25 protein-coding genes are annotated in these 24,043 nt (G+C 40.8%); 19 read left to right on the forward strand and 6 right to left on the reverse strand.

Going from position 1 to position 24,043, the window contains the following annotated elements; all coding sequences use genetic code 11:
- The first annotated feature begins 5 nt into the window (after positions 1 to 5).
- From ccoN to ttcA, 11 genes are all read left to right on the forward strand, one after another.
- A complete protein-coding gene (gene ccoN / locus AAEU28_RS11330) occupies positions 6 to 1,439 on the forward strand; it encodes a cytochrome-c oxidase, cbb3-type subunit I (protein ID WP_058029593.1) in 1,434 nt (477 codons plus the stop codon).
- Positions 1,440 to 1,453: 14 nt separating this feature from the next.
- Entirely contained in the window at positions 1,454 to 2,074 is a 621-nt protein-coding gene (gene ccoO, locus AAEU28_RS11335) for a cytochrome-c oxidase, cbb3-type subunit II (protein ID WP_058029592.1), read from the forward strand.
- 6 nt (positions 2,075 to 2,080) lie between these two features.
- Positions 2,081 to 2,266 carry a cbb3-type cytochrome oxidase subunit 3 gene (locus AAEU28_RS11340; RefSeq protein WP_058029591.1) on the forward strand — a complete coding sequence of 62 codons (186 nt, stop codon included), beginning with the start codon at positions 2,081 to 2,083 and terminating at the stop codon, positions 2,264 to 2,266.
- Entirely contained in the window at positions 2,263 to 3,228 is a 966-nt protein-coding gene (ccoP, locus tag AAEU28_RS11345) for a cytochrome-c oxidase, cbb3-type subunit III (protein WP_421964221.1), read from the forward strand. Before AAEU28_RS11340 ends, ccoP begins: the two co-directional genes overlap by 4 nt.
- Before the next feature lie 115 nt (positions 3,229 to 3,343).
- Positions 3,344 to 3,847 (forward strand): FixH family protein, encoded by a 504-nt coding sequence (locus AAEU28_RS11350; protein ID WP_421964222.1) that lies wholly within the window; start codon positions 3,344 to 3,346, stop codon positions 3,845 to 3,847.
- Between the two features lie 5 nt (positions 3,848 to 3,852).
- Complete coding sequence (locus AAEU28_RS11355; protein WP_421964223.1) at positions 3,853 to 6,228, forward strand: heavy metal translocating P-type ATPase; 2,376 nt, start codon at positions 3,853 to 3,855, stop codon at positions 6,226 to 6,228.
- Positions 6,225 to 6,401, forward strand: coding sequence for a cbb3-type cytochrome oxidase assembly protein CcoS (gene ccoS / locus AAEU28_RS11360; RefSeq protein ID WP_130254465.1), 177 nt, complete (start codon positions 6,225 to 6,227; stop codon positions 6,399 to 6,401). Before AAEU28_RS11355 ends, ccoS begins: the two co-directional genes overlap by 4 nt.
- The gene (locus AAEU28_RS11365) at positions 6,388 to 7,059 is read left to right on the forward strand and encodes a sulfite exporter TauE/SafE family protein (RefSeq protein ID WP_421964224.1); all 672 of its coding nucleotides are present in this window, start codon (positions 6,388 to 6,390) and stop codon (positions 7,057 to 7,059) included. Before ccoS ends, AAEU28_RS11365 begins: the two co-directional genes overlap by 14 nt.
- 34 nt (positions 7,060 to 7,093) lie before the next feature.
- Entirely contained in the window at positions 7,094 to 7,828 is a 735-nt protein-coding gene (locus tag AAEU28_RS11370) for an FNR family transcription factor (protein ID WP_138482988.1), read from the forward strand.
- Positions 7,829 to 7,918: 90 nt separating this feature from the next.
- Entirely contained in the window at positions 7,919 to 8,842 is a 924-nt protein-coding gene (uspE, locus tag AAEU28_RS11375) for a universal stress protein UspE (protein ID WP_421964225.1), read from the forward strand.
- Between the two features lie 92 nt (positions 8,843 to 8,934).
- On the forward strand, positions 8,935 to 9,846 hold the full coding sequence (ttcA, locus tag AAEU28_RS11380; RefSeq protein WP_421964226.1) for a tRNA 2-thiocytidine(32) synthetase TtcA: 912 nt from the start codon (positions 8,935 to 8,937) through the stop codon (positions 9,844 to 9,846).
- Positions 9,847 to 10,222: 376 nt separating this feature from the next.
- Here ttcA and aspS read toward each other — a convergent pair whose 3' ends face one another.
- Positions 10,223 to 12,004, reverse strand: a complete 1,782-nt coding sequence (gene aspS / locus AAEU28_RS11385) for an aspartate--tRNA ligase (protein ID WP_421964227.1) — start codon at positions 12,002 to 12,004, stop codon at positions 10,223 to 10,225.
- Between the two features lie 187 nt (positions 12,005 to 12,191).
- Here aspS and AAEU28_RS11390 point away from each other — a divergent pair, with 187 nt between their 5' ends.
- On the forward strand, positions 12,192 to 13,040 hold the full coding sequence (locus tag AAEU28_RS11390; RefSeq protein ID WP_421964533.1) for a DUF72 domain-containing protein: 849 nt from the start codon (positions 12,192 to 12,194) through the stop codon (positions 13,038 to 13,040).
- Between the two features lie 31 nt (positions 13,041 to 13,071).
- Positions 13,072 to 13,581, forward strand: a complete 510-nt coding sequence (locus tag AAEU28_RS11395) for a M48 family metallopeptidase (RefSeq protein WP_421964228.1) — start codon at positions 13,072 to 13,074, stop codon at positions 13,579 to 13,581.
- Between the two features lie 49 nt (positions 13,582 to 13,630).
- Here AAEU28_RS11395 and AAEU28_RS11400 read toward each other — a convergent pair whose 3' ends face one another.
- On the reverse strand, positions 13,631 to 14,335 hold the full coding sequence (locus AAEU28_RS11400; protein ID WP_421964229.1) for a DUF3334 family protein: 705 nt from the start codon (positions 14,333 to 14,335) through the stop codon (positions 13,631 to 13,633).
- A 590-nt stretch (positions 14,336 to 14,925) separates the two neighbouring features.
- On the opposite strand from AAEU28_RS11400, the gene cmoA reads away from it, so the two are divergent.
- From cmoA to AAEU28_RS11425, 5 genes are all read left to right on the forward strand, one after another.
- On the forward strand, positions 14,926 to 15,651 hold the full coding sequence (gene cmoA, locus AAEU28_RS11405; RefSeq protein WP_138482976.1) for a carboxy-S-adenosyl-L-methionine synthase CmoA: 726 nt from the start codon (positions 14,926 to 14,928) through the stop codon (positions 15,649 to 15,651).
- A gap of 10 nt (positions 15,652 to 15,661) precedes the next feature.
- Positions 15,662 to 16,630, forward strand: a complete 969-nt coding sequence (gene cmoB, locus AAEU28_RS11410) for a tRNA 5-methoxyuridine(34)/uridine 5-oxyacetic acid(34) synthase CmoB (RefSeq protein WP_421964230.1) — start codon at positions 15,662 to 15,664, stop codon at positions 16,628 to 16,630.
- A gap of 173 nt (positions 16,631 to 16,803) precedes the next feature.
- The gene (purM, locus tag AAEU28_RS11415; protein WP_421964231.1) at positions 16,804 to 17,856 is read left to right on the forward strand and encodes a phosphoribosylformylglycinamidine cyclo-ligase; all 1,053 of its coding nucleotides are present in this window, start codon (positions 16,804 to 16,806) and stop codon (positions 17,854 to 17,856) included.
- Positions 17,856 to 18,503: a phosphoribosylglycinamide formyltransferase gene (gene purN / locus AAEU28_RS11420; RefSeq protein WP_421964232.1), complete on the forward strand. Its 648-nt coding sequence runs from the start codon at positions 17,856 to 17,858 to the stop codon at positions 18,501 to 18,503. The genes purM and purN overlap by 1 nt, the downstream gene beginning before the upstream one ends.
- Positions 18,448 to 19,200 carry a DUF3108 domain-containing protein gene (locus AAEU28_RS11425; RefSeq protein ID WP_421964233.1) on the forward strand — a complete coding sequence of 251 codons (753 nt, stop codon included), beginning with the start codon at positions 18,448 to 18,450 and terminating at the stop codon, positions 19,198 to 19,200. Before purN ends, AAEU28_RS11425 begins: the two co-directional genes overlap by 56 nt.
- A 61-nt stretch (positions 19,201 to 19,261) precedes the next feature.
- Here the strand turns inward: AAEU28_RS11425 and AAEU28_RS11430 are convergent, their stop codons facing one another.
- From AAEU28_RS11430 to AAEU28_RS11445, 4 genes are all read right to left on the reverse strand, one after another.
- Positions 19,262 to 20,026, reverse strand: coding sequence for a class II glutamine amidotransferase (locus AAEU28_RS11430; protein ID WP_349286090.1), 765 nt, complete (start codon positions 20,024 to 20,026; stop codon positions 19,262 to 19,264).
- A gap of 157 nt (positions 20,027 to 20,183) precedes the next feature.
- Entirely contained in the window at positions 20,184 to 21,320 is a 1,137-nt protein-coding gene (locus AAEU28_RS11435) for an ABC transporter permease (protein WP_421964234.1), read from the reverse strand.
- Complete coding sequence (locus AAEU28_RS11440) at positions 21,317 to 22,051, reverse strand: ATP-binding cassette domain-containing protein (protein ID WP_421964235.1); 735 nt, start codon at positions 22,049 to 22,051, stop codon at positions 21,317 to 21,319. Before AAEU28_RS11440 ends, AAEU28_RS11435 begins: the two co-directional genes overlap by 4 nt.
- 3 nt (positions 22,052 to 22,054) lie before the next feature.
- Positions 22,055 to 23,578, reverse strand: coding sequence for an alpha/beta hydrolase (locus tag AAEU28_RS11445; RefSeq protein ID WP_421964236.1), 1,524 nt, complete (start codon positions 23,576 to 23,578; stop codon positions 22,055 to 22,057).
- An 89-nt stretch (positions 23,579 to 23,667) separates the two neighbouring features.
- Here AAEU28_RS11445 and AAEU28_RS11450 point away from each other — a divergent pair, with 89 nt between their 5' ends.
- On the forward strand, positions 23,668 to 24,042 hold the full coding sequence (locus AAEU28_RS11450) for a GntR family transcriptional regulator (protein ID WP_421964237.1): 375 nt from the start codon (positions 23,668 to 23,670) through the stop codon (positions 24,040 to 24,042).
- Position 24,043: the final 1 nt, after the last annotated feature.

Below are 24,043 nucleotides of genomic sequence, written 5' to 3' on the forward strand. Positions count from 1 at the left end.
AGAAAATGAGCCAATCAGTAGCATCACAATCTGAGTACAACTACACGGTTGTACGCCAATTCGCTATCATGACAGTGATTTGGGGCATTGTTGGTATGGGTGTAGGTGTGCTTATTGCAGCACAGCTTGCTTGGCCAGCTTTGAACTTTGACACTCCATGGTTAACGTACTCTCGACTTCGTCCGTTACATACGAACGCTGTTATCTTCGCATTTGGTACTAGTGCGCTATTTGCAACATCTTATTATGTTGTACAACGTACCTGTCAAACGCGTCTTTTCTCTGACAAACTAGCCGCTTTCACCTTCTGGGGTTGGCAAGCTATCATTTTAGCTGCAGCTATCACTCTTCCTCTTGGTTATACAAGTGGTAAAGAATATGCTGAGCTTGAGTGGCCAATCGATATCGCTATCGCGGTAGTTTGGGTAAGCTATGCAGTCGTATTCTTCGGTACTCTTATTAAGCGTAAAGTATCTCACATCTACGTAGCTAACTGGTTCTATGCTGGTTTCATCATTACTGTTGCTGTTCTTCACATCGTTAACAGCATGGCAGTTCCTGTATCTCTAGGTAAATCTTATTCAATTTACGCAGGTGCAGTAGATGCAATGGTTCAGTGGTGGTACGGTCACAACGCAGTAGGTTTCCTACTTACAGCTGGTTTCTTAGGTATGATGTATTACTTCGTACCAAAACAAGCAGGTCGTCCTGTTTACTCTTACCGTTTATCAGTAGTTCACTTCTGGGCACTTGTTTCTCTTTATATTTGGGCGGGTCCTCACCACCTACATTACACAGCATTACCTGACTGGACTCAGTCTTTAGGTATGGTTATGTCTGTAATCCTATTCGTTCCATCTTGGGGTGGTATGATCAACGGTATCATGACGCTATCTGGCGCATGGCACAAACTACGTACTGATCCTGTTCTTCGTTTCTTAGTTGTTTCACTGTCTTTCTACGGTATGTCAACGTTCGAAGGCCCAATGATGGCTATCAAGTCTGTGAATGCATTATCACACTACACAGACTGGACAGTTGGTCACGTACACTCAGGTGCGCTTGGTTGGGTTGCGATGATTTCTATCGGTGCAATTTATCACCTGATCCCTGCACTATTTGGTCACGGTAACATGTACAGCGTTAAGCTAGTTAACACGCATTTCTGGTTACACACTGTGGGTGTAGTTCTTTACATCGTAGCAATGTGGATCTCAGGTGTAATGCAAGGCCTAATGTGGCGTGCAGTTAACTCTGACGGTACGTTAATGTATAGCTTCGTTCAATCTCTAGAAGCATCTAAGCCTTTCTACATCATGCGATTTATTGGTGGTGTATTCATCGTAGCGGGTATGTTAGTAATGGCATATAACGTTTACCGTACAGTTGCAGCGAAGAGCGGTTCTTTAACTGCTGACGCTAATACTCAAATGGCTTAAGTGGGGTGTAATGTATGAGCAATAATAACTCTACCAACAAACATGAGATTGTCGAAAAGAACGTTGGCCTTATGGCTATCCTAACTGTTTTCGCTATCAGCTTTGGTGCACTTGTAGAAATTACACCACTGATGTTCCAAGACGATACGACTAAACCTGTTGATGGCCTCCGCCCTCTTACAGCTTTAGAAATGGAAGGTCGTGATATTTATGTGCGTGAAGGTTGTTACAACTGTCACTCACAAATGATCCGTCCATTCCGTGACGAAGTTGAGCGTTATGGTCACTACTCTGTAGCTGGTGAATCTGTTTGGGATCACCCGTTCCAGTGGGGTTCTAAGCGTACTGGTCCTGACCTTGCTCGCGTTGGTGAGCGTTACTCTGATGACTGGCACTATGCACACTTAATGGACCCGCGTTCAGTGGTTCCAGAGTCAAACATGCCAGCTTATCCTTGGTTAGATGAAAATGTACTAGATGGTAAAGACACAGCTAAGAAGCTTGAAGTGTTCAAAGGGTTTGGCGTGCCATACACCGATGAAGACATTGCAGGCGCGGCAGAAGCGGTTAAAGGCAAAACAGAAATGCAAGCCCTTATTGCTTACTTGCAGCAACTTGGCACTCACTTGAAGTAATTTATTATGGATTACGGCACATACAGAGGCATTTTGACTCTGGTAATTTTGGTACTATTTGTTGTGATTGTTGTGTGGGCGTATAGCAAGCGTACAAAGAATCGTTTCGACGATGCAGCTAATGCCATCTTTGAAGATGAAAAGAAGCACAACAACACAATCTCTAATGAGGAAAAGGAGTCTGAAAAATGACTAGCTTTTGGAGTATTTGGGTCATCGTATTGACCGTAGCGTGTCTAGCTCTAATCTTCGGCTTACTTCTATGGAACCTGAAAAACTATACAGGTGTTAAAGAAGGCGAAAGCTGTGGCCATGAGTTCGACGGTATTGAAGAATTAAATAACCCACTGCCTAAGTGGTGGACTTACTTATTCTTCGCAACTTTTGTTTGGGCAGTTTACTACCTAGCAATGTACCCTGGTCTTGGTAACTTCCAAGGTTTCCTAAAATGGACAAGTTCTAACCAAGGCGTAACTTCAATGGAAGAGTCTAAAAAGGCGATTGAAGAAGCAAAAGCCAATGGTGAATGGGTTCAGTTAGACCAAGAGTATGTTGCAGCTGATGAGCGATTTGGTCCTATCTTCCAAGCGTTCGCAAAGCAAGACATCGAAACACTTGCAACGAACGAAGAAGCACTTGAGATTGGTCAACGTCTATACGCACAAAACTGTTCTCAGTGTCACGGCTCTGATGCACGTGGTGGTATGGGCTTCCCTAACCTAACTGACAACGATTGGCTATACGGTGGCAACCCTGATCAAATCAAAGCAACACTTCTTCACGGTCGTGTAGCTGCGATGCCAGGTTGGGAAAGTGCACTAGGTGAGCAAGGCATTAAAGAAATGACAGCTTACGTATTAAGCCTTTCAGGTCGTAAAGTGAATGCAAAAGACGCTCAAGCAGGTCAAGCTAAGTTTGCAATGTGTGCAGCGTGTCACGGTATGGACGGTAAAGGTTCTGTTGCTAACAACAATCCTTTCGGTGCGCCTAACCTAACTGACAATATCTGGCTATATGGTGGTTCTCAACGTGCTGTTGAAGAAACACTAATCAATGGCCGTGCTGGTGTAATGCCGGCTTGGAAAGATATTCTTGGTGAAGACAAAGTTCACTTACTTACAGCATATGTATATAGCTTATCTCAGAATAAATAAGCGAATCGCTAAGATTATTTGAGATCAAAAAAGCCTCCATTTGGAGGCTTTTTTTTAGGTTTTTAAAGGTAAATAAGATACTATATCGACACTGTTTTTTAGCTATGAGCACACTATGAAACCCACCCCTTGGTATAAGCATTTTTGGCCTTGGTTCTTAATGTTCTTCCCTGTTGCAACCATCGTTGCATGTATTGGTCTAGTTATATTTGCGGTTGGTAATGGCCCAGATATGGTGGTTGATGATTATTATAAAAAAGGTAAAGCAATTGACCTTGAATTAAGCAAATTCAACAAGGCAAAAGCGTTATATCTTCATGGTGATTTAAATGTAGAAAGTGATTTTGTCGAATTTAAATTTACCAAAGGCGATTTCAGTAAGGTCACAGCCCTGAAAGCCTCTTTTTATCACCGTACAATCAAAAAGCATGATTTCGAAGTTAACCTACTTGCCAATGCAAACGGCAGCTTCACCGCTGTACTCGAAGGCATCCAATTAGGTGCTTATACTATTTTTATTGAGCCTATGGATGGCAGTTGGAAAATGAAAGAAGATCTACTTATTCCAACTACAGAAACCATTGAAGTTTCACCTGAATACAATAAATCACTGAAGTAGTTTCTATGTCTAATTCTTGTTTTCATTGCTTAGAACCAATTCCTGCTGGTTTTGATGACCATATTGAGTTTGAAGGCAATAATGAAGCAGTATGCTGTATAGGCTGTAAGGCGGTCGCCGAGACCATTATTAACCAAGGTATGACCGACTATTATAAGTTCAGAACCGATAGTGCTGGCAAGGTTGAAACCTTAGTCCCTGAACAGCTCAATTTTATAAAAAGCTATGATAATCAAGAAATTCAAGATGATTTTGTCACTAATCAAGGTGACTTATCTGAGGTGCTATTAAGTGTTGAAGGGATCAGCTGTGCAGCGTGTGCATGGCTGATAGAAAAGCAACTTTTAGCGCTGCCTGGCGTTGCTCGTGTTGACGTGAATACATCGACTTACCGAGCAATGATTTTATGGAATAAAGACAAAATATTACTCAGTGAAATCATCAAAGCATTAATGGAAATAGGCTATAAAGCCTATCCTTTCCAAGCTGATGATGAAGCCGCGCAAAAACAAGCCACAGCCAAAGCATACATTAGAAGGTTAGGTGTTGCTGGCCTTATGACCATGCAGGTCATGATGTTCGCTTTTGCGATGTACTTTGGCATGTTTTCTGGCATGGAAGAGGACTTCGAGCAATATTTCAGATGGATCAGTCTTGTTCTGGCTACCCCTGTGATCCTCTACTCAGCTCTCCCCTTCTTGACTAATGCAGTTAATGGCCTAAAAGCTAAACAGTTAAACATGGATCTACCTGTCTCACTAGCAATATTTGGTGCTTATGGTGCCAGTTCATACGCGACTGTCATGGAGGTTGGTGAAGTCTATTTTGAATCCATTTGTATGTTTACCTTTTTGCTCTTGTTGGGCAAATACCTTGAGTTTAGAGCCAGACTTAAAGCCTCTGAATTTACTGCTAACCTGCAAAAACTATTACCTTTAACAGCCAGAAAACTGTTGGACGACGGTACTGAAGATGTCATCGCTGCTCGTAATCTAAAATTGAATGACAGAGTACTCATTAAGGCCGGTGAAACCATTGCAGCAGATGGTATTGTCATTGATGGTAGCAGTACAGTCGACGAATCTATGATGACCGGTGAACATCTGCCTGTTAAAAAACAACTAAACAGCCAAGTATTTGCGGGTACAGTCAATCACGATGGTTTGATGACCATTAAGATCAATAAAATTGGCCAAAATACACTCCTGAACCAAATCATTCGTTTGCAACATAATGCATTAAGCAAAAGACCAAAGTTGGTTGAAGTAACAGACAAAGTAGCTCAATGGTTTGTTGCGTGTTTACTGGTATTTGCTTCAATGACCGCAATTGGCTGGTATCAGATTGATCCTGAACAGGCTTTTTGGGTGACAATCGCCGTGCTTGTTGCCACTTGCCCTTGTGCGCTCAGTTTGGCTATTCCTACCGCATTAACCTGTGCTGTTGCCACATTGACAAAAAAAGGCATATTAATCAAAGAAGCCCATGTGCTCGAAACACTAACAAAATTAACTCGTGTCGCATTTGATAAAACAGGCACTTTGACCGAAGGTAAGTTTTCAATTGCAAAAACAGAGCTATTTTCATCTGAATTCACAGAAGAAAAAGTGCTCGCTCTAAGTGCTAGCTTAGAAAAATACTCTGAGCACCCTATTGCCGCTGCCTTTTTAGAACATGCTTCTGAATATCACGAGCTTAACGACGTGACTGTTCATCCTGGTATAGGGATCAGTGCTAAACTTGGTACAGACGAGCTTTCACTCGGCAAAACTGGTTGGTTTGGAGTAAGAGACAGCCAAGCTCAGGCTACCTTATTTATCAATCAACAACCAATTGCTGATTTTTATCTCACTGATAAAGTCAGAAGTAATGCATCAAGTGTTATCGAGCACCTAAAAGGCTCTGGTTTAACTTGTCATATGTTAACCGGCGATAGCTCAAATGCCGGCGAAACCTTATCAAAACAGCTGAATTTAGATAGTTTCCAGTCAAACTGCTCACCAGAAGAAAAGCAAAAAGCCGTTGAGTCGTGGTCAAAAAACAATGAAGTCGTGGCCATGATCGGGGACGGTGTTAATGACAGTCCGGTGTTTAATAGTGCGCACTTATCAGTTGCTATGGAAACAGGCGCTGACATATCAAAAAATACCGCTGACGTCGTGTTACTAAAAAGTGATTTAAACTCAATAAACACATTGAGAGAAGTCGCAATTACCACTCGCCGTATAGTTAAACAAAACCTCGCTATTTCACTATGTTATAACGGTTCAATTTTACCGCTTGCTGCATTTGGATTAATTCCACCTTGGATTGCTGTAATAGGCATGACAACAAGTTCGATTGTAGTGATCTGTAACTCTCTAAGGTTATTAAAACTATGAGTATCATATATATCTTAATTCCAATTGCGATTCTGTTTGTGATCATCGCAATTGGCATTTTTTTCTGGGCTGTGAGAAGCGAACAGTTTTCAGATCTTAATAAGCAAGGCCACAGTATTTTATTCGAAGACGACAAAGACAAGCATACTAAAAGCAGTAATGAACGAGATTAGTTTATTCAGTGCATTTATTATGGGCCTAGTTGGTAGCGGTCACTGCATTGTCATGTGCGGTGGAGTTGCTTCTAGTCTGCAGCTTGCAAGTAAAAACCTGTCGGCTATCAAAGTCAGTTTAGCTTATAATTTTGGTCGTCTAACAAGTTACTGTATTGCCGGCATGCTAGTCGCGACCTTAGGTGCGAGTTTTGCTAAACAAAACACCCACTTCGCCCTAGGCGTTAAAATTTTTAGTGGGATCTTTATGATCTTGCTTGCGCTTTACGTGATGCGCCTTGCTAACACACTCAAATTTGTTGAAAGCATGGGTAAAACCCTACTCTGGCAACATATCGTCAAATTCAATAAACTTTTCTTGCCCGTGGATAGTTTAAAAAAAGCATTTGGCTATGGCATGTTATGGGGGTGGTTACCCTGCGGGTTAGTGTATTCAGCTTTAATTTGGACTTTGCAAGCAAAGTCAACATTGCATGGTGCAAGCATAATGATGGCATTCGCCTTGGGTACTCTACCAGCTATGTTAACCATTGGGCAATCAGCCCAACATCTTAGCCGCTTTTTAAATCACAATCTGGTAAGATTAGCGCTAGGCAGTATTTTTGTATGGTATGGAATCTATCTACTAATCATTGCAACTGATAAACTAGTACATTAATCTATGTCATGCGTCTAATTTTAATGGATTTATTATGGATTTAAGCAATCAAAACCGTTCTAAAGGTAACTGTACTATCAGTTGCAACAACTGCAGTATCAGTCAGTTATGCTTACCGTTCTCTTTAAATGGTAGCGAAATGGACAAACTAGATGAAATCATTGAGCGTAAAAAACCGCTTCACAAAGGCGATTTTCTTTTTGAGTCAGGTAATGCGTTAAACTCAATTTTTGCAGTAAGATCTGGTTCGTTTAAATCCTATACGCTTTCTGAGCAAGGTGATGAGCAAATTACTGGCTTTCATTTAGCGGGTGATTTAGTAGGCTTTGATGCAATTAATAAAATGCAGCACCAGAGCTTTGCACAGGCACTTGAAACATCAATGGTCTGTGAAATTCCTTTCGATACACTTGACGAATTAGCAGGAAAATTACCAAAACTGCGTCAACAAATCATGCGTCTAATGAGTAATGAGATCAATTATGATCAAGAGATGCTATTACTTTTAAATAAAAAGACCGCCGAAGAACGCTTAGCGACATTCATTTATAACTTATCAAATCGTTTCGGTGAGCGCGGTTTTTCACGCAAAGAGTTCAGATTCACCATGACTCGTGGTGAAATTGGTAATTACTTAGGCTTAACGGTTGAAACCATCAGCCGCCTTTTAAGCCGTTTCCAAAAGGCTGAGATCATTAAAGTTGAAGGTAAGTTTATTACCATTTTAGATATACCAGGTTTAGCTAGAACTGCTGCAATTAGTTGTTGATCTACTACAACATTTACAACGTTTATACTTTCACCTTTGGCTAGATGCGTTACACTAAACGTGTACAATTTAGCCAAAAAGGTGAACTCCATGGACCAAATTAAGCACATATTAGCGGTTGTAGACCCAACCAAAGAACAACAACATAGTTTACAACGCTCTGTCAGTTTAGCCCAAAAAACTGGCGCCAAGATCACCGCTTTCCTCTCTATTTACGATTTTTCCTATGAAATGACTACTATGCTCTCTAAAGAAGAGCGTGATGCTATGCGAGACGCTGTAATTAAAGACAGAGAAGCATGGCTAGATGAGTTAACAGCTTCCTTTGTTGATATAGAAATTAACAAAAAAGTAGTTTGGCATAACCGTCCATTCGAAGCCATTATAAAAACTGTTATTAACAGTGATTTCGACTTGGTCGTAAAAAGTACCCACCAGCATGACACCTTGAAATCTGTTATTTTTACGCCCACAGACTGGCATCTTATTCGTAAATGCCCCACTCCTGTGCTGCTCGTTAAAGATCATGCTTGGCCAGAGCAAGGACATGTGCTTGCTGCCGTGAATGCTGCTTCTGATAATGAACAGCATCAAGCGCTTAATAGTCGAATTATTACCGATGCTAAGTTCATTTGTAATATTGCTGATGCGAAACTTAGTATTGTAAACACTTACCCTGCTACACCTGTGAATATTGCTATTGAGATCCCAGAATTTAATCCATCTCAATATAATGAGGCTGTAAAAAAACATCATGAAGATGAAACTTATGCCTTGGCTGAAAAGTTTTCTTTAGAACGCGGTCAATGCGTTATCAAAGAAGGTTTACCTGAAGATGTAATTCCTTATGTCGCAAAAGAGTTTAAATCAGAACTTGTTGTGATTGGTACTGTTGGCAGGACTGGTTTAAGTGCAGCTTTAGTCGGGAATACTGCAGAGCACGTTATCGATAGTTTAGATTGTGATGTTTTAGCGCTAAAACCTGATGGATATAAAAGCCCATTAGAAGATTAATTATACTGCCCCAAACCACCTTAAACGTGCAATTTAAGGTGGTTTGGGTATAATGCGCCCTTATTTTTTCCGTCATTTAAATAGGGGGCCGAGTGTCTCACTCAAAAGAAGCCAAAACCGCTTATAACCTGAATAAACTTCAAAAGCGTCTGCGTCGATTAGCTGGTCAAGCTATTGGTGATTTCAACATGATCGAAGAAGGCGATCGTGTCATGGTTTGCCTTTCTGGCGGTAAAGATAGCTACACCCTATTAGATATACTTCAACATCTTCAACGTGTTGCCCCGATTAAATTTGACGTGTTTGCGATCAACCTAGACCAAAAGCAGCCCGGCTTCCCAGAGCATATTTTGCCTGAGTATTTAGATAATCTAGGCATTGAATATAAGATCGTTGAAGAAGACACTTATAGCATAGTAAAAGATAAGATCCCTGAGGGTAAAACAACTTGCTCACTGTGCTCACGTCTTCGCCGCGGTATTTTGTACCGCACAGCAAAAGAAATGGGCGCGACTAAAATTGCGCTTGGTCATCACCGCGATGACATGATTGAAACCATGTTTTTGAACATGTTCTACGGCGGTAAGTTAAAAGGCATGCCAGCTAAACTCATGAGTGACGACGGCCAGCATATGGTGATCCGCCCACTAGCTTACTGTAAAGAAGCTGATATTGAGCAGTACGCAACAACACAAGCGTTCCCGATTATTCCGTGTAATTTATGTGGCTCTCAAGAAAACCTCCAACGCAAACACGTTAAAGCCATGTTACATGAGTGGAATAAATCAAACCCAGGTCGTATTGAGAGTATCTTCACTGCGATGCAAAACGTCGTACCTTCGCATTTAGCAGATGGTGAGTTGTTTGATTTTAAAAACCTGCAAACAGGTGAAGTGATTGACGGCGGTGATATTGCCCTTGATAAACCTGAGTTTAAAGAGCCTGCAATGGAGCAGGAAGAAGAAGATAACTCAGTAAAAATCCAACCTATCGAGTTGGTTTAATCCTTTTTAACTGAGCCGCTAATTCACTTAGCGGCTTTAAACGTCACTAATCATAAATCACAGCAACAACTCTTCACGTAATTACTACTCATCTAAACTCATAACTTAAAGAATTTGTTAGACGAACAAATCTAAATTAGCTTTATACCAACCCTCTTAATTCAGCGATCTATTTTTAATCGAGAAAAACTTGTCGATAGCAAGGCGAAAATTTTGCTATTTAATTGTTCTAAATAAGAAATTTTCAATGACGCTAGCGTCAGTTTTAGTCCCTCAAAAAGATTGAGTATTATTGAGGATTGGTATTAAATCTGTTCATAAATCTCAGGCATAAAAAAAGCGACCAATTGGCCGCTTTCTTCATTCAAAACAACGGTTACGCGTCGTTTTGCTCTTCCTGTGCTTTTTCAACTGAAATAGCTAGTTCAGTTAATGCATCTGGGTTTGCAACACTTGGCGCATTTGTCATTAAACAAGATGCCTGCGTTGTTTTCGGGAATGCAATCACATCACGAATGTTGTCTGTACCGCAAAGTAACATAACTAGACGGTCAAGACCGAATGCAAGACCAGCATGCGGTGGTGTACCGTACTTAAGTGCGTCAAGTAAGAAACCAAACTTATCTTCTTGCTCTTGCTCTTCAATGCCTAAAATGCGGAATGCAGCTTGTTGCATATCGTTATTGTGAATACGAACAGAACCACCACCTACTTCATAGCCATTCAGTACCATGTCGTATGCATCACTGATAGCTTCTGCTGGGTTAGCTTCAAGTTCTGCTGCAGAGATATCTTTTGGTGCAGTAAATGGGTGGTGCACTGCATGTAGGTTTCCTTCGTCGTCTTCTTCGAACATCGGGAAGTCTACAACCCATAATGGTGCCCACTTGTTTAGATCTGTAAGTTCAAGATCTGAACCCACTTTCAGACGTAACGCGCCCATGGCTTCATTTACTACATTGCGCTTATCTGCACCAAATAGGATGATGTCGCCCGTTTGAGCATTTGTGCGCTCAAGCAGTGAATTAATGACTTCTTCATTTAAGAATTTAGCAATTGGAGATTGAACACCTTCAACGCCTGCATCACGGTCATTAACTTTCATCCAAGCAAGACCTTTCGCACCGTAGATACCTACAAACTTTGTGTATTCATCAATTTGCTTACGAGAAAGCTTTGCACCACCTGGTACAGTTAATACTGCAACACGACCTTTTTCATCGTTTGCAGGTGCAGCTAATACTTTGAACTCTACATCTTTAACAATATCAGCAACATCAATAAGCTCTAACGGGTTACGTAGATCTGGCTTGTCTGAACCAAAACGACTCATTGCTTCGCTGTATGGCATTACCGGGAAAGCACCTAAATCAACGTCTAGAAGCTCTTGCCACATTTCACGAATTAAACGCTCGGTGACTTCACGAACTTGATCAGACGTCATGAATGACGTTTCTAAATCGATCTGTGTGAATTCAGGCTGACGATCAGCACGTAAATCTTCATCACGGAAACACTTAACGATTTGATAGTAACGATCGAAACCAGACATCATCAGTAATTGCTTGAATAACTGAGGAGACTGAGGTAACGCATAAAAACTACCTTTGTGCACACGACTCGGTACTAAATAGTCACGGGCACCTTCTGGCGTAGCTTTAGTAAGCACTGGCGTTTCGATGTCTAAGAAATCATTTGTATCTAAGAAACGACGCACAAAGCTGCTTGCTTTAGCACGAAGCTTAATTCTGTCTGACATTTCAAGGCGACGAAGATCTAAATAGCGATACTTTAAACGACGCTCTTCAGAGTTTTGCTGGTTAAAGTCTAGTGGTAATGGCTCAGAACGGTTAATTACCTTTAAACCTGTGCCTAAAATTTCAACTTCACCCGTTGCCATATCTTTGTTAATTTGGCTTTCAGGACGCGCACGAACAGTACCCGTTACTTTTACACAGAACTCTTGACGTAACGTATTCGCCACATCCATCAGACCTTCAACTTCAGGGTCAAATACCACCTGAACTAACCCTTCACGGTCACGTAAGTCGATGAAAATTAGACCACCTAAGTCACGACGTTTGTTGATCCAACCACATAGTTCTACTTCTTGACCAACATGGCTGCTGTTTAAATTTCCGCAGTATATAGAGCGCATAGCATTCCTGTTTGTTCAGCAAGCTTTGTGCTGAACTTCGTTTAATGAAAAATTGCTCCAATTATATAAAAATCGCCGTTAATGTCATCCTTGAAGTGCCGAGCTTTCGCAATAGTTTGTAAATTTTCCAACTAATGCACCTATTTGCTACACTCCCGTGCTCATATTAAGTCATTTATTCAAAAATATGCTTTATTTAGGTTGTCCACAATGGAGTAGCACTCACTGGAAAGGTCGTTTTTTTTCGTCTAACTGTGCGCCAAACAATATGCTTTCAGAATATGGCCAAATTTTTAATACAGTTGAAGGTAACACAAGCTTTTATGCAGACCCCAAACCTGACACTATAAGAAAATGGTATCAGGCAGTGCCCGAAGATTTTAAATTTACCTTTAAGATACCGAAGCGCTTTAGTCATGACATGGCGTTGCAACATTGCCAAGATGACTTAAAAGCTTGGCTTGATTTGTTCAGCCCACTTTTCCCAAAAATCGGACAAGTAATGCTGCAATTACCCAAATCATGTGGCCCTGAATATTTACATCGCATTGAAAAATTCTGTGCTTTATTACCAGAAGAGCTTAATCTTGGCGTTGAAGTAAGGCATTTAGGCTTTTTTGATAAAGGCAACAATGAACGCAGTTATAACCAATTCTTAATGAAACATAATTACAACCGCATCATGATGGATACACGCCCTCTTTTTAGTGAAATGCCAAACACCGAAGCCATCATTGATGCTCAGGCTAAAAAGCCTAAAGTACCACTGCATGTCATAGCCACCAGCAATGCACCTATCATCAGGTATGTCGGCACATCAAACCTTGAAGACAATAGAGCTTTTTACAAACCTTGGTTAAATAAAATTCGTTTGTGGCTTGAAGAAGGCAAAACCCCCTATGTGTTTTTCCATACCGCCGATAACTATGACTCACCACTTCTAGCAAGACAGTTTATTGCTGATTTAGGTCTTGAGCATACTGTCAGTTTGCCATTTCCTGCTGAAAAAGAAGCAAAGCAAAACTCATTGTTTTAGAATTGAATCAAATTAGAATAGAGAACAAATCGTGCCTCACCCTTATACACACTATTTCAGTCATTACCCTGAAAATATTCAAGCGCAAGTTAATATGCTTATCAGCAGTAATAAGCTACTTTCGTTTTTCAAAAACAAATACCCTGTCGGTCATACTCTGAAAAGCGATAAATTACTTTTTGAATTCACCAATGTTCTCAAGCAACGATATTTAAAGAATGCCCCTAAGTTACAGCAAGTACAGTATAAGAAGCAGAAAGATTTAGTAAAAAATGCACTGGGTACACATACCTTTAAACGGCAGCAACACGGTGGCAAGCTAAAAGCTAAGCATGAAATTGCCATTGCTGAGCAACTTCGTTTAGCACCTGAGCCACTCTTAAAAGCTTTAGTTGTCCATGAATTAGCACACTTCAAAGAGAAAGATCACAATAAAAGTTTTTATAACCTCTGTTGCCATATGGAACCGGAATATCACCAACTTGAACTAGAGTTGAGGTTATTTTTAGTACTGCAGCAAGAGCAACTCAGTTTTTACTAAGCACAAAAAAAGCAGGCCGCGCCTGCTTTTCTGTTTAAACTTTAATTTCTTACAAACCTAACTCTGCTAAAAAGTCATCATCAGCATCATCGCTCACATCATTGTTAGCTGCTGCTTTTGTTTTAGAAGTATCTTGCTTCGCTTTATTTACTTTAGCTTGACTTTCAATAATTGAATCTGGATCCACCGATTCAGCAATGTCGAAATCATGCAGTTTAATAAACTCAGTCTTGTCCATCGCGAGTTCAAGATAGAAGATATTCTGATTTTGTGTCGTAAATGTAACACGACGCGCTTGAGGGCGATCCATTGTCGTATCAACAGAAATTTGGACCTGCTTGTTAATCGCCATCATCTTCGGCTGGTTCTGCGTTATAGATGTGTGAAGTTGCTCACGAACCTTACCAGTGAAATCACCGACCATTTGGTTCATTAATTCACCTAATACATTTGATACGTCATCCGACAAATGACTCTGCGCTATTTCCTCTTCCGGCATACCCATGTTACGCATGTAATCTTGATAAATTTCCATCGCAGCTTGTTGCGTGAAATTCATCACAACCAGCCCTGTGAAACCACCGTCAAACAATACAAAACAACCAATATCAGGTCGCATACAAGTACGCGTTATTTTTTGCACCATTGCTGAATATGAGATTTGATTGCCACTTGCTGAGGATAAAACTTCGGTCACCGAGTGGCACAGGGTTGATAAAATATCTTCTGTGCTAATCACTTTGTTTCTCGCCATTTTTTTCTCTTTCTTATCTAACCGAACTTACAGATAAGATATGTGACAAGTTAATAACTTACAACAATAATGTAGCGAATAAAGTCATTCGCTACATTATTAGAACAATTATTAAGCTAGCTTTGGCTCTGAAACTATTAAACAGTGACTGAACCCTACATATCTGAAAATTCCGATAGCGTTTATTTGTATCTTGTCTTGTTTAGTCGTGAAATTCTTGCAAGTGGCCAAGTCATCAATAAGCAAACCACCATCACGGCAATACTTTCCGTTTTATCTAATGCGATTGAATAATAAGTACTACCTATAATTGTAACTATAATTAAAAGCCAAAGGGCTATGTAAAGAGATCGAAATTTGTGAAAAAAATCGCATAGTTTTAAAAACAACATGCTGAGTTCCTTGCATCGAATTACATGACTAGAGAATAGTCCACTTCAGTGGATTAATAATTGATCACATCGACATTTTAAGCAAATTTTTAATAAAACATTTCATTTTTTTAACCTGTTTACTCTTACGCAATTAACCCCTGACTAATTTTTCAAAAATGCTAAAATACCCGCATTATTTTTAAAGAGAGATACACAGTGACTGGCAAAGACAGCATTTACGCCAATCAAATTGAAGTGAAAGACTTTACTTTCGATGCCAATGTCGTCGAAGTTTTTCCTGACATGATCCAACGCTCCGTGCCAGGTTATGCAACAATCGTCAGCACCATGGGCAAACTTGCAGGTCAGTTTGCACAAAGTAATTCTAATTTATACGATTTAGGTTGCTCTTTGGGTGCGGTGACTTTGAGCATGCGTCGCAATATCGAAAAAGAAAACTGTACTATTATCGCCATCGATAACTCTGAACCTATGGTAGAGCGCTGCAAACTTCATCTAAAAGGCTTTAAATCTGACGTGCCTGTTGAAGTAAACTTAGCCGATATCAATGATGTTAACCTTGAAAATGCCAGCGTTGTTGCTATGAACTTTACCTTACAGTTTATTCCACCGGAGCAGCGCAGAGCATTACTAGAGAAGATATACAACAGCCTTAAGCCTGGTGGTGTACTTCTTCTCAGCGAGAAATTTCGTGGAGAGAATGAACAAGCTGATAATTTACTCATTGACTTGCACCACGACTTTAAACGTCATAACGGCTATTCAGAATTAGAAATAAGTCAAAAACGTACTGCTATCGAAAATGTGATGCGCACAGATTTATTGAGCACTCATCTGACGCGCTTATCTGATATTGGCTTCAGTCAAACTCAAGTTTGGTATCAATGCTTCAACTTCTGCTCAATGGTTGCGATTAAATAACGGAATTAAAATGAATACTTGGTTTACAGATTTTTATGCGGCCATTGCTAAAGGGCCTCTTAGTCACTGGTTAGATACACTTCCGGCGCAATTAACACATTGGCAAAAAGAAGCCCAACATGGCGATTGGCCAAAATGGGAAAAGGTACTTAAGAACTTACCAGAATCAAACACGCAGCATGTTAATATCACAGATAAAGTCGAGATTGGTTTAGAAACAGAGCTATCTGACGGTCACACAAAGCAGCTTACCCACTTACTAAAGCGCATGATGCCGTGGCGCAAAGGCCCATTCCATATCCATGGCATTCACATTGATACTGAGTGGCGCAGTGATTGGAAATGGGATCGTTTAGTTGAGCACATAAGTCCTCTTCACGGACGCACTGTTTTAGATATCGGCTGTGGCTCAGGTTATCATTTATGGCGTATGAAGGGCGCGGGTGCAGAGTTTGTCGTTGGTATTGACCCATCAGACTTATTTTTATCGCAATTCCAAGCCATAAAACATTTTAACCAAGATGAAAACGTACACCTTTTACCACTGGGAGTTGAGCAACTTCCTGAGCTAAAGGCCTTTGATACCGTTTTTTCAATGGGTGTTTTATACCACAGACGCTCTCCGATTGATTTTCTGGCGCAGCTGAAAGCCCAGTTACGTAAAGGCGGCGAACTTGTATTAGAAACACTGGTGGTTGAGGGCGATGTACATACTGTATTAGTACCTACAGATCGCTATGCGAAAATGCGTAATGTCTGGTTTATTCCAAGCACAGCAGCATTAACCTTATGGCTTGAGCGCGTCGGGTTCAAAAATATTCGTGTAGTCAACGAAGATGTAACGTCATTAGATGAGCAAAGACGTACTGAGTGGATGGAGACAGAATCTCTGGCTGATTTCCTTGACCCGAACGACCCAACTAAAACCATTGAGGGTTACCCTGCCCCACTTCGCGCGATAATCATCGCAGAAGCTTAATATTCAATATTAAGTACAAATTGCTTTAAAAATACGCAGCAGAATTAGCTGCGTATTTTATTTGTGAAGGATATCTGTCCTTACCACTTAGATTCAACTAGCCCCTCCTAAGCAATTGTTGTAAAATACGCGCGTTTCTAAGCAACCCCTATTAGCAAATTTGAGGAAAACCTGTGAGCGAGAATAAACAGTCTCTTAGCTACAAAGACGCTGGCGTTGATATTGATGCGGGTAACGCACTAGTTGAGCGCATTAAAGGCGTAGTGAAAAAAACTCGTCGCCCAGAAGTAATGGGTGGCATCGGTGGTTTTGGTGCACTATGCGAACTTCCAACTGGTTATAAAGAGCCTGTATTAGTTGCTGGCACAGATGGTGTTGGTACAAAACTTCGCCTTGCTATCGATCTTAAAAAGCACGACACAGTAGGTATCGACCTAGTTGCAATGTGTGTAAACGACCTTATCGTTCAAGGTGCTGAGCCACTATTTTTCCTTGACTATTATGCGACAGGCAAACTAGACGTTGACGTTGCTGCTGACGTAGTAACAGGCATTGGTAAAGGTTGTGAGCTTTCTGGCTGTGCACTTATCGGTGGTGAAACTGCTGAAATGCCGGGTATGTACGAAGGCGATGATTATGACATGGCTGGCTTCTGTACTGGTGTTGTAGAGAAATCAAAAATCATCGACGGTACTAAAGTAGCAGCTGGCGACCAGCTTATCGCACTTGCTTCAAGCGGCCCTCACTCAAACGGTTACTCGCTTATTCGTAAAGTACTAGAAGTATCAGGCGCTGATACAAATTCAGAATTCGAAGGTAAAACATTAGGTGAGCACCTAATGGAACCTACGCGTATCTACGTTAAGTCTATCCTTGAGCTATTAAAAGACGTAGATGTTCATGCGCTTTCTCACATCACTGGTGGTGGTTTCTGGGAAAACATTCCGCGCGTATTACCTGAATCAGCAAAAGCAGTTGTTAAAGGTGATAGCTGGCAATGGCCTTCAGTTTTCAACTGGCTACAAGAAAACGGCAACATTGAAACACACGAAATGTACCGCACATTCAACTGTGGTGTTGGTATGATTTTAGTTGTTCCTGCAGACAAACTTGAGCAGAGCCTTGAGATTTTAAAAGCACAAGGTGAAGACGCGTGGCACATTGGTGAAATTCAAACTGCAGCCGCAGGTGAAGAACAAGTAGAAATCATTGGTGGTGCTGAGTAATGTCAGCATCGCGTATTGTTGTTTTGATTTCAGGCAGTGGGTCAAACCTGCAAGCCATTATGGATGCTTGCCAAAGTAAGCAAATAAGTGGTGATGTTGTGTCTGTTATCAGCAATAAGGCCGATGCTTACGGCCTAACACGCGCAGAGAACGCAGGCATTGAAACCTGTGTTCTTAGCCACAAAGATTTCGCATCACGCGAAGACTATGATGCACAACTTGCACAATTAATTGACTCTTTTAGCCCAGATCTAGTTGTATTAGCTGGATTTATGCGTATTCTTACTCCTAGCTTAGTGCAAAAATTTAAAGGAAAAATGTTGAACATTCATCCTTCTTTGTTGCCTAAGTATCAAGGGCTGAATACCCACCAAAGAGCAATAGATGCAAAAGACGACGTGCATGGCGTAAGTGTCCACTTTGTAACAGAAGAATTAGACGGTGGACCTGTTGTTTTACAAGCTAGAGTACCAATTTTAGCGGATGATACAGCAGAGTCACTAGCCCAGCGGGTTCACGAACAAGAACATATAATCTATCCTTTGGCGGTCCAATGGTTCAGCGAACAAAGACTAACAATGGAAGCAGACTATGCCGTTTTTGACAATCAACCCCTTCCACCGCAAGGCGCGCACTACCCAGAATAAAAATATCAGCGCTTGGTTTATTGCACTAAGCGCTATTTTCTCAACATCGGTTTTGGCCGACACACTTACTCCCTATCGTGCAGAATATGAAGTTAGCCGTAAAGGTTCAGTTCAAGGCAGCGCACTTCGTGAATTAACAAAGAACGCTGACAATACTTATATACTCACTTATCAAAGTGATATTGAGTGGATGATTTTCTCTGATGAGAGAAACGAACGCGCAAAGTTCAAAGTGAGCAAAAATCAGGCTATTCCTCTTGAATACGCAATGTCGCGAAAAGGTACTGGGCCAGATAAACAATACAACCTAATATTTGATCAGAATAAGAAGCAAATCTTTTCAAGCAAAAAGAAACATCCGCTAAAAATTGACTGGAAAGCAGACCAAAAAGATCTACTCACTTATCAATTTCAATTGCGACAAGATTTAAAAGCCGGAAAAACTTCATTTAGTTATCCGATCATAGATAAAAATGGCAATCAGCGTAATTATGATTTTGAAGTGGATGGAAAAGAAACCATCACACTGCCTATTGGTAATGTTGAAACAATCAGAGTTAAGCGTCTGTATGATAATAATAAAAGACAAGCAACAGCTTGGTTTGCCCCAGAATATGATTACTTACTTGTAAAAATGTATAAGGGTAAAGAAGGAATTGAACAATTCCAAGTCCAGCTAAAACAATATGACAAATAGAATGACTCGCTGAGATAACAAAAAGCCAAGCATTCGCTTGGCTTTTTGGCACTGTAAAATGCTAGATTTTTTCGCCTAACTTAAACAACGCAAATTCGCCAGGCTCCATCTTTTGCCATTGTTCATCATTAGTCAGTGGACGAGTTGCAATCACAGTCACCACATCGTTTGGTGTCGTCTCTTGTTGAAAATCAACAACCATATCTGCATCAATTAAAGTCGCTTTACCAAATGGTGCTCTTCGGGTGATCCAATGCAAATTATTTGTACAGAATGCCAAAACAAACACACCATCTGTCAGTAGCATGTTGAAGACGCCCTTCTCTCTTAATTCGTTAGCGAGCTTTGCAGCATAGCGAAACACAGAAGCCATATTAGAAGGTCGCTTTGGATACTTTTCACGGATTTTGTCTAAGATCCAACAAAAGGCCAGCTCACTATCGGTATTGCCAACAGGTTTGTAAAACTCTGGTTTTAAATCTTGGTAATTCGAAAGTTGGCCATTGTGTGCATAGGTAATTTCGCGACCCCAAAGCTCTCGTGTGAACGGATGTGTATTTTCTAAACACGTGCGACCACGATTGCCCTGACGAATATGGCTTATCACCGAAACACTTTTAATCGGGTAAGCTTTGACTAGTTTTGCAATTTCAGATGTGCAACTTGGCTCTGGATCTTTAAAAGTACGGCATCCTTTACCCTCGTAGAATGTAATACCCCAACCATCTTTATGAGGACCTGTATTACCACCGCGCTCTAAGAGACCTGAAAAACTAAAACATATATCCGTAGGAACGTTGGCAGACATGCCCAATAGTTCACACATTCACAAAACCCATGAAAACAAAATTAAAACCAACCATATTATGACAGTATTCGAAAAGGGTTAACACTAGGAACATTAAGGTTTATATAACCAATTTATCGAACTTATAAAAAAGCCCCGAAAAACACGGGGCTGATTGGGAGAGTTTTTTAATTGATTATAAACCGAATACCACTTTTTCACTTTTCAGCATGCGGCTGCTTAGGTAACTAAACACACCGAATAGTCCTAAAGTAACCAATGTTGATAATGCCAGTTGTGCAACAGGAATATCATTACCTTTGATAAATTCAATCATGGCGTATTGTTGTGCTGCAATTGGTAGCCACTGTACAACGTCTGTGGCGATATCATAGGTTGTTACCATGCTAAGACCCATAGGTACAAATAAAACCATAGTTACATAGGTTTGCGCTTCTTTGAACGACTTAGCCATGAACGACACAAACACTTGCAAACTTGCTGACATCAACGCAATTGGTAAACCAATCACAAAACAGAACAACATAAATTCAATGCTTAAGTTAACACTAAAGCCAAGCTGTTCCCAAGGCACCATGCCATAGGCAAACTTTGATACCACTAAGATAAGTGCAAGACCTAACATCGAGAATGTTGCAATAGCGCCAGACTTTGCTAGTACAATTTGTAGTGTACTAATTGGGTGGCTTAGTAATAAAGCGATAGAATTACGCTCACGCTCACCAGCACTAGTATCAATGGCTAAGTTCATTGCCGCATAAAACAGAGTCAATACAATCGATAGTGTCGCGATACCTAAGAACATACCGCCTTTAGAGTCAGGCGTCGCTTGATCATGCACTTGTACATCAACGGCTCTCATAAGCGTTGGATCAACACCTCTTGCCAATAAACGTAAACTCGCTACCTCGGAGTTATAACGTGCAAGTGAGCGTTCTAAACGAGAAATTGACTTACGCAACTTATCATTAGACTTATCTGCAATCACAGTCACCGTTGCAGGGCGACCTTCAGACATCTTTTCAGCAAAATCATCGCTAATCTCTAACACGATATCTTTAACATCCTCGCCAGTACCATGCACAATTTCTTTACTTTCAAGATATTGAACTAGATTAGGAGCTTGCTCTGCGTTTTTAATGGTAATTTTTAAATCTTCTGGTGAAGCAAATTGCTTTAACATCACTGAAAATAGTAAACACATAATAATGGGTGTACCAATGGCATAATACAAACCTGCCATTACCGAACGCTTGTCACGGCTTGCATCCAATACTTCTTTTTTAAATAAAACTGACAGTAACTTCATCATGCTGCAATTCCTTCATCACTACCGATTAATTCAATAAACGCTTCTTCTAGGCTTTCTTTACCAGTTCGCTCGCATAATTCAGCTGGTGAGCCTTCTGCCACAACTTGCCCTTTTGCCATCACCACAACATGATCACACAGTGCGGCCACCTCTTGCATTACATGGCTTGAGAACAACACGCAGTGTCCCTGCTCTTTCAGCATTAGTAATAACTCACGAAGGATGCGCGTGCTCATTACATCAAGACCTCGAGTAGGCTCATCCAGTATAATGTTTGTCGGCTTATGCACGATTGCTTGCGCCAGCGCCGTTTTCATATGCTGGCCTTGCGAAAAGCCTTGGCAGCGTCTGTCAGCAATGTCGTCCATTTTTAATTTACTTAAAACATCTTGGGTTGCAGCTTTTGCAGCACCCGTTTCCATGCCACTTAGTTCAGCATAGAATTGAATGTACTCGCGCGGTGTCAAACGCTCGTATAAGCCACATGGATCTGGAAACAAGCCCAACTTTTGTTTTGCAGCCATCGGCTCTTTTGCGACATCAATACCGTCAATCTCCGCATTGCCACTGTCAGCTTTTAGTAAACCAAATACGGTACGTAAACAAGTGGTTTTACCTGCCCCATTTGGCCCCAGCAAACCTGTAATTTTGCCGTTTTGCGCAGTAAAGCTCAGGTTATTCATGGCTTGTACTGAACCGATTTTCTTTTCTAAGTTATTTACAGAAATCATTTCTTACTCCTTTTCACTCGATTCAGATGCACTGTCAGTATGCAATGCAACACCGTTTAAGTTCATGAAAAACTGCTTGCGATTGTCTTTTTCTAAACAAGTCGCGTCTAATTCTTCAGTCCCATTCGAGTCAATGAATTTACCGACGATACTCGCAGCACAGGTTTGTGATACCACACCGTGAGTTGCACTCTCAGCAATCAGGTGTTTAGCATTACTCATTTCAACCATTGCCATTTCAGCCCAACTTACTGGTGTAGCCGGATCTAAACCACCTGATAATAAGAGCGTAGGAATATCAGTTTTAACTGGTTTATAGAAAGATTTATCTACAGGCTTGGCATCCCAAATAGGACAGGCTAAGTCAAAGCCTTCAATCATCATTCGTCCCATATAGGCTTGACCATGATCTGCGCGAGATGCATCGGTTAAGCTTGGCCAATCTTCAGCGCAGACAATCGCACTGTGCATACCCATCGCCATGCTATCCATCATATCGGTTGATGAAAGTAACCCAACAATCGGTGAATAATTACCATTTAATGCTTCACTAATTGCTAAAGGCACTAATGCACGTGTGGTGTGACTGTATAAGGCCATACGAACAGTGCTAAACACCTTCATTTTGGTCAATACTAAATTTATTTTCTTGTGTGTTCTTGGATGACGAACAGTTGTTTCAATGGCTTGTTCATCTAATTGTTCAAGTAACTTATAGAAGTTCGCTTTAAGATTTGGGTAATTTTTTGAGCAATTTGCATCTGCTTCACATCTATCAAGTAAAGCATTCATCGAATCATCAATCGCCTTACCTATTGCTGTTAGGCTTTGCTGCATAGGTACAACACCATCTAGCGTACTGGTAAGCACTGAACTCGGGAATTGACGAGTGTATTCTTGCGCTATACGTGTACCATACGATACGCCGTATAAGTGAAGTCCTTTATAACCTAACGCTTCTTTAACTGCTTCGAAGTCTTTTGCCGCCGCAACAGTTGAATAATGAGATAAATCAGTATTCAGTTTGTCTTTACACTTTTGTGTGTCTTCTTTACCAAAAGCAACCATATCTTCGGTTAAATCATTAAACTCAAATTGAGATATTAAGTCTGCTCCATCACATTGCAGTTTATTAGATTTACCTGTGCCACGTTGATCAACTAATAATATATCTCTAGATTCACGCGCAAAGCGCAGGTTTCTATCAAAAATAGCAGCTAACTCTGTCGCTGACTGACCTGGACCTCCAGCAAAACCAAGTACGGCTTCATCAGGTTTACTTGGCTTGATTGCAGGAATGATTGCAAAATGAATGTCGATTTCACCGTCCGCTGGGTTGTCTGAAACTGGCTGCTTAATGCTGCCGCATAATAATCTGTCATCTAAACCCTTTGCATAACATGGAGTAAGCTCTGGTTTTACTTTATTTTCTTGCTCTGCATTAGCTGAAGATGAAAGCCCCATCATTAACGGCAAAGCCGCTAACTTAAAAAGACCTATTTTTGTCATGTTACTTCTGCTCATCATTGAGTTCCTTGTTGCTTTTTACACACACTATGATACTTTTAACTTAGTGTATTGGTGTATTATTGTATTAATACAGTGAGTTTAGATTAATGCTAGAATTTATTAATGTCAACCCCAGTAGTGGCGATCCAATTTATAAGCAGTTACACGAGCAAATCGTTCGTTTAATTGTTGGTGGCCAAATACAAGCTGGAGAAGAGTTGCCATCCGTTAGAAAAATTGCAGAATATTTCACCGTAAACCCGATGACAGTGTCGCGGGCTATTGGCATGCTTGTAGATCAAGGTTGGTTAGAAAGGCGAAGAGGCCAACCTACTCGGGTTGCAGAGCAGCAACCTCAGTCATCAGAACAAGGTCAAACACTTCTTTATGAAGGGGTAGATCAACTAATACAGCAGGCAAAACAGCTTGGTGTAACCGTGAACGAACTAAATGACATAATCTCACAAAGATGGGAGCAATAAT

The sequence above is a fragment of the Pseudoalteromonas sp. SS15 genome (assembly GCF_049257195.1).
Classification (GTDB): Bacteria; Pseudomonadota; Gammaproteobacteria; order Enterobacterales; family Alteromonadaceae; genus Pseudoalteromonas.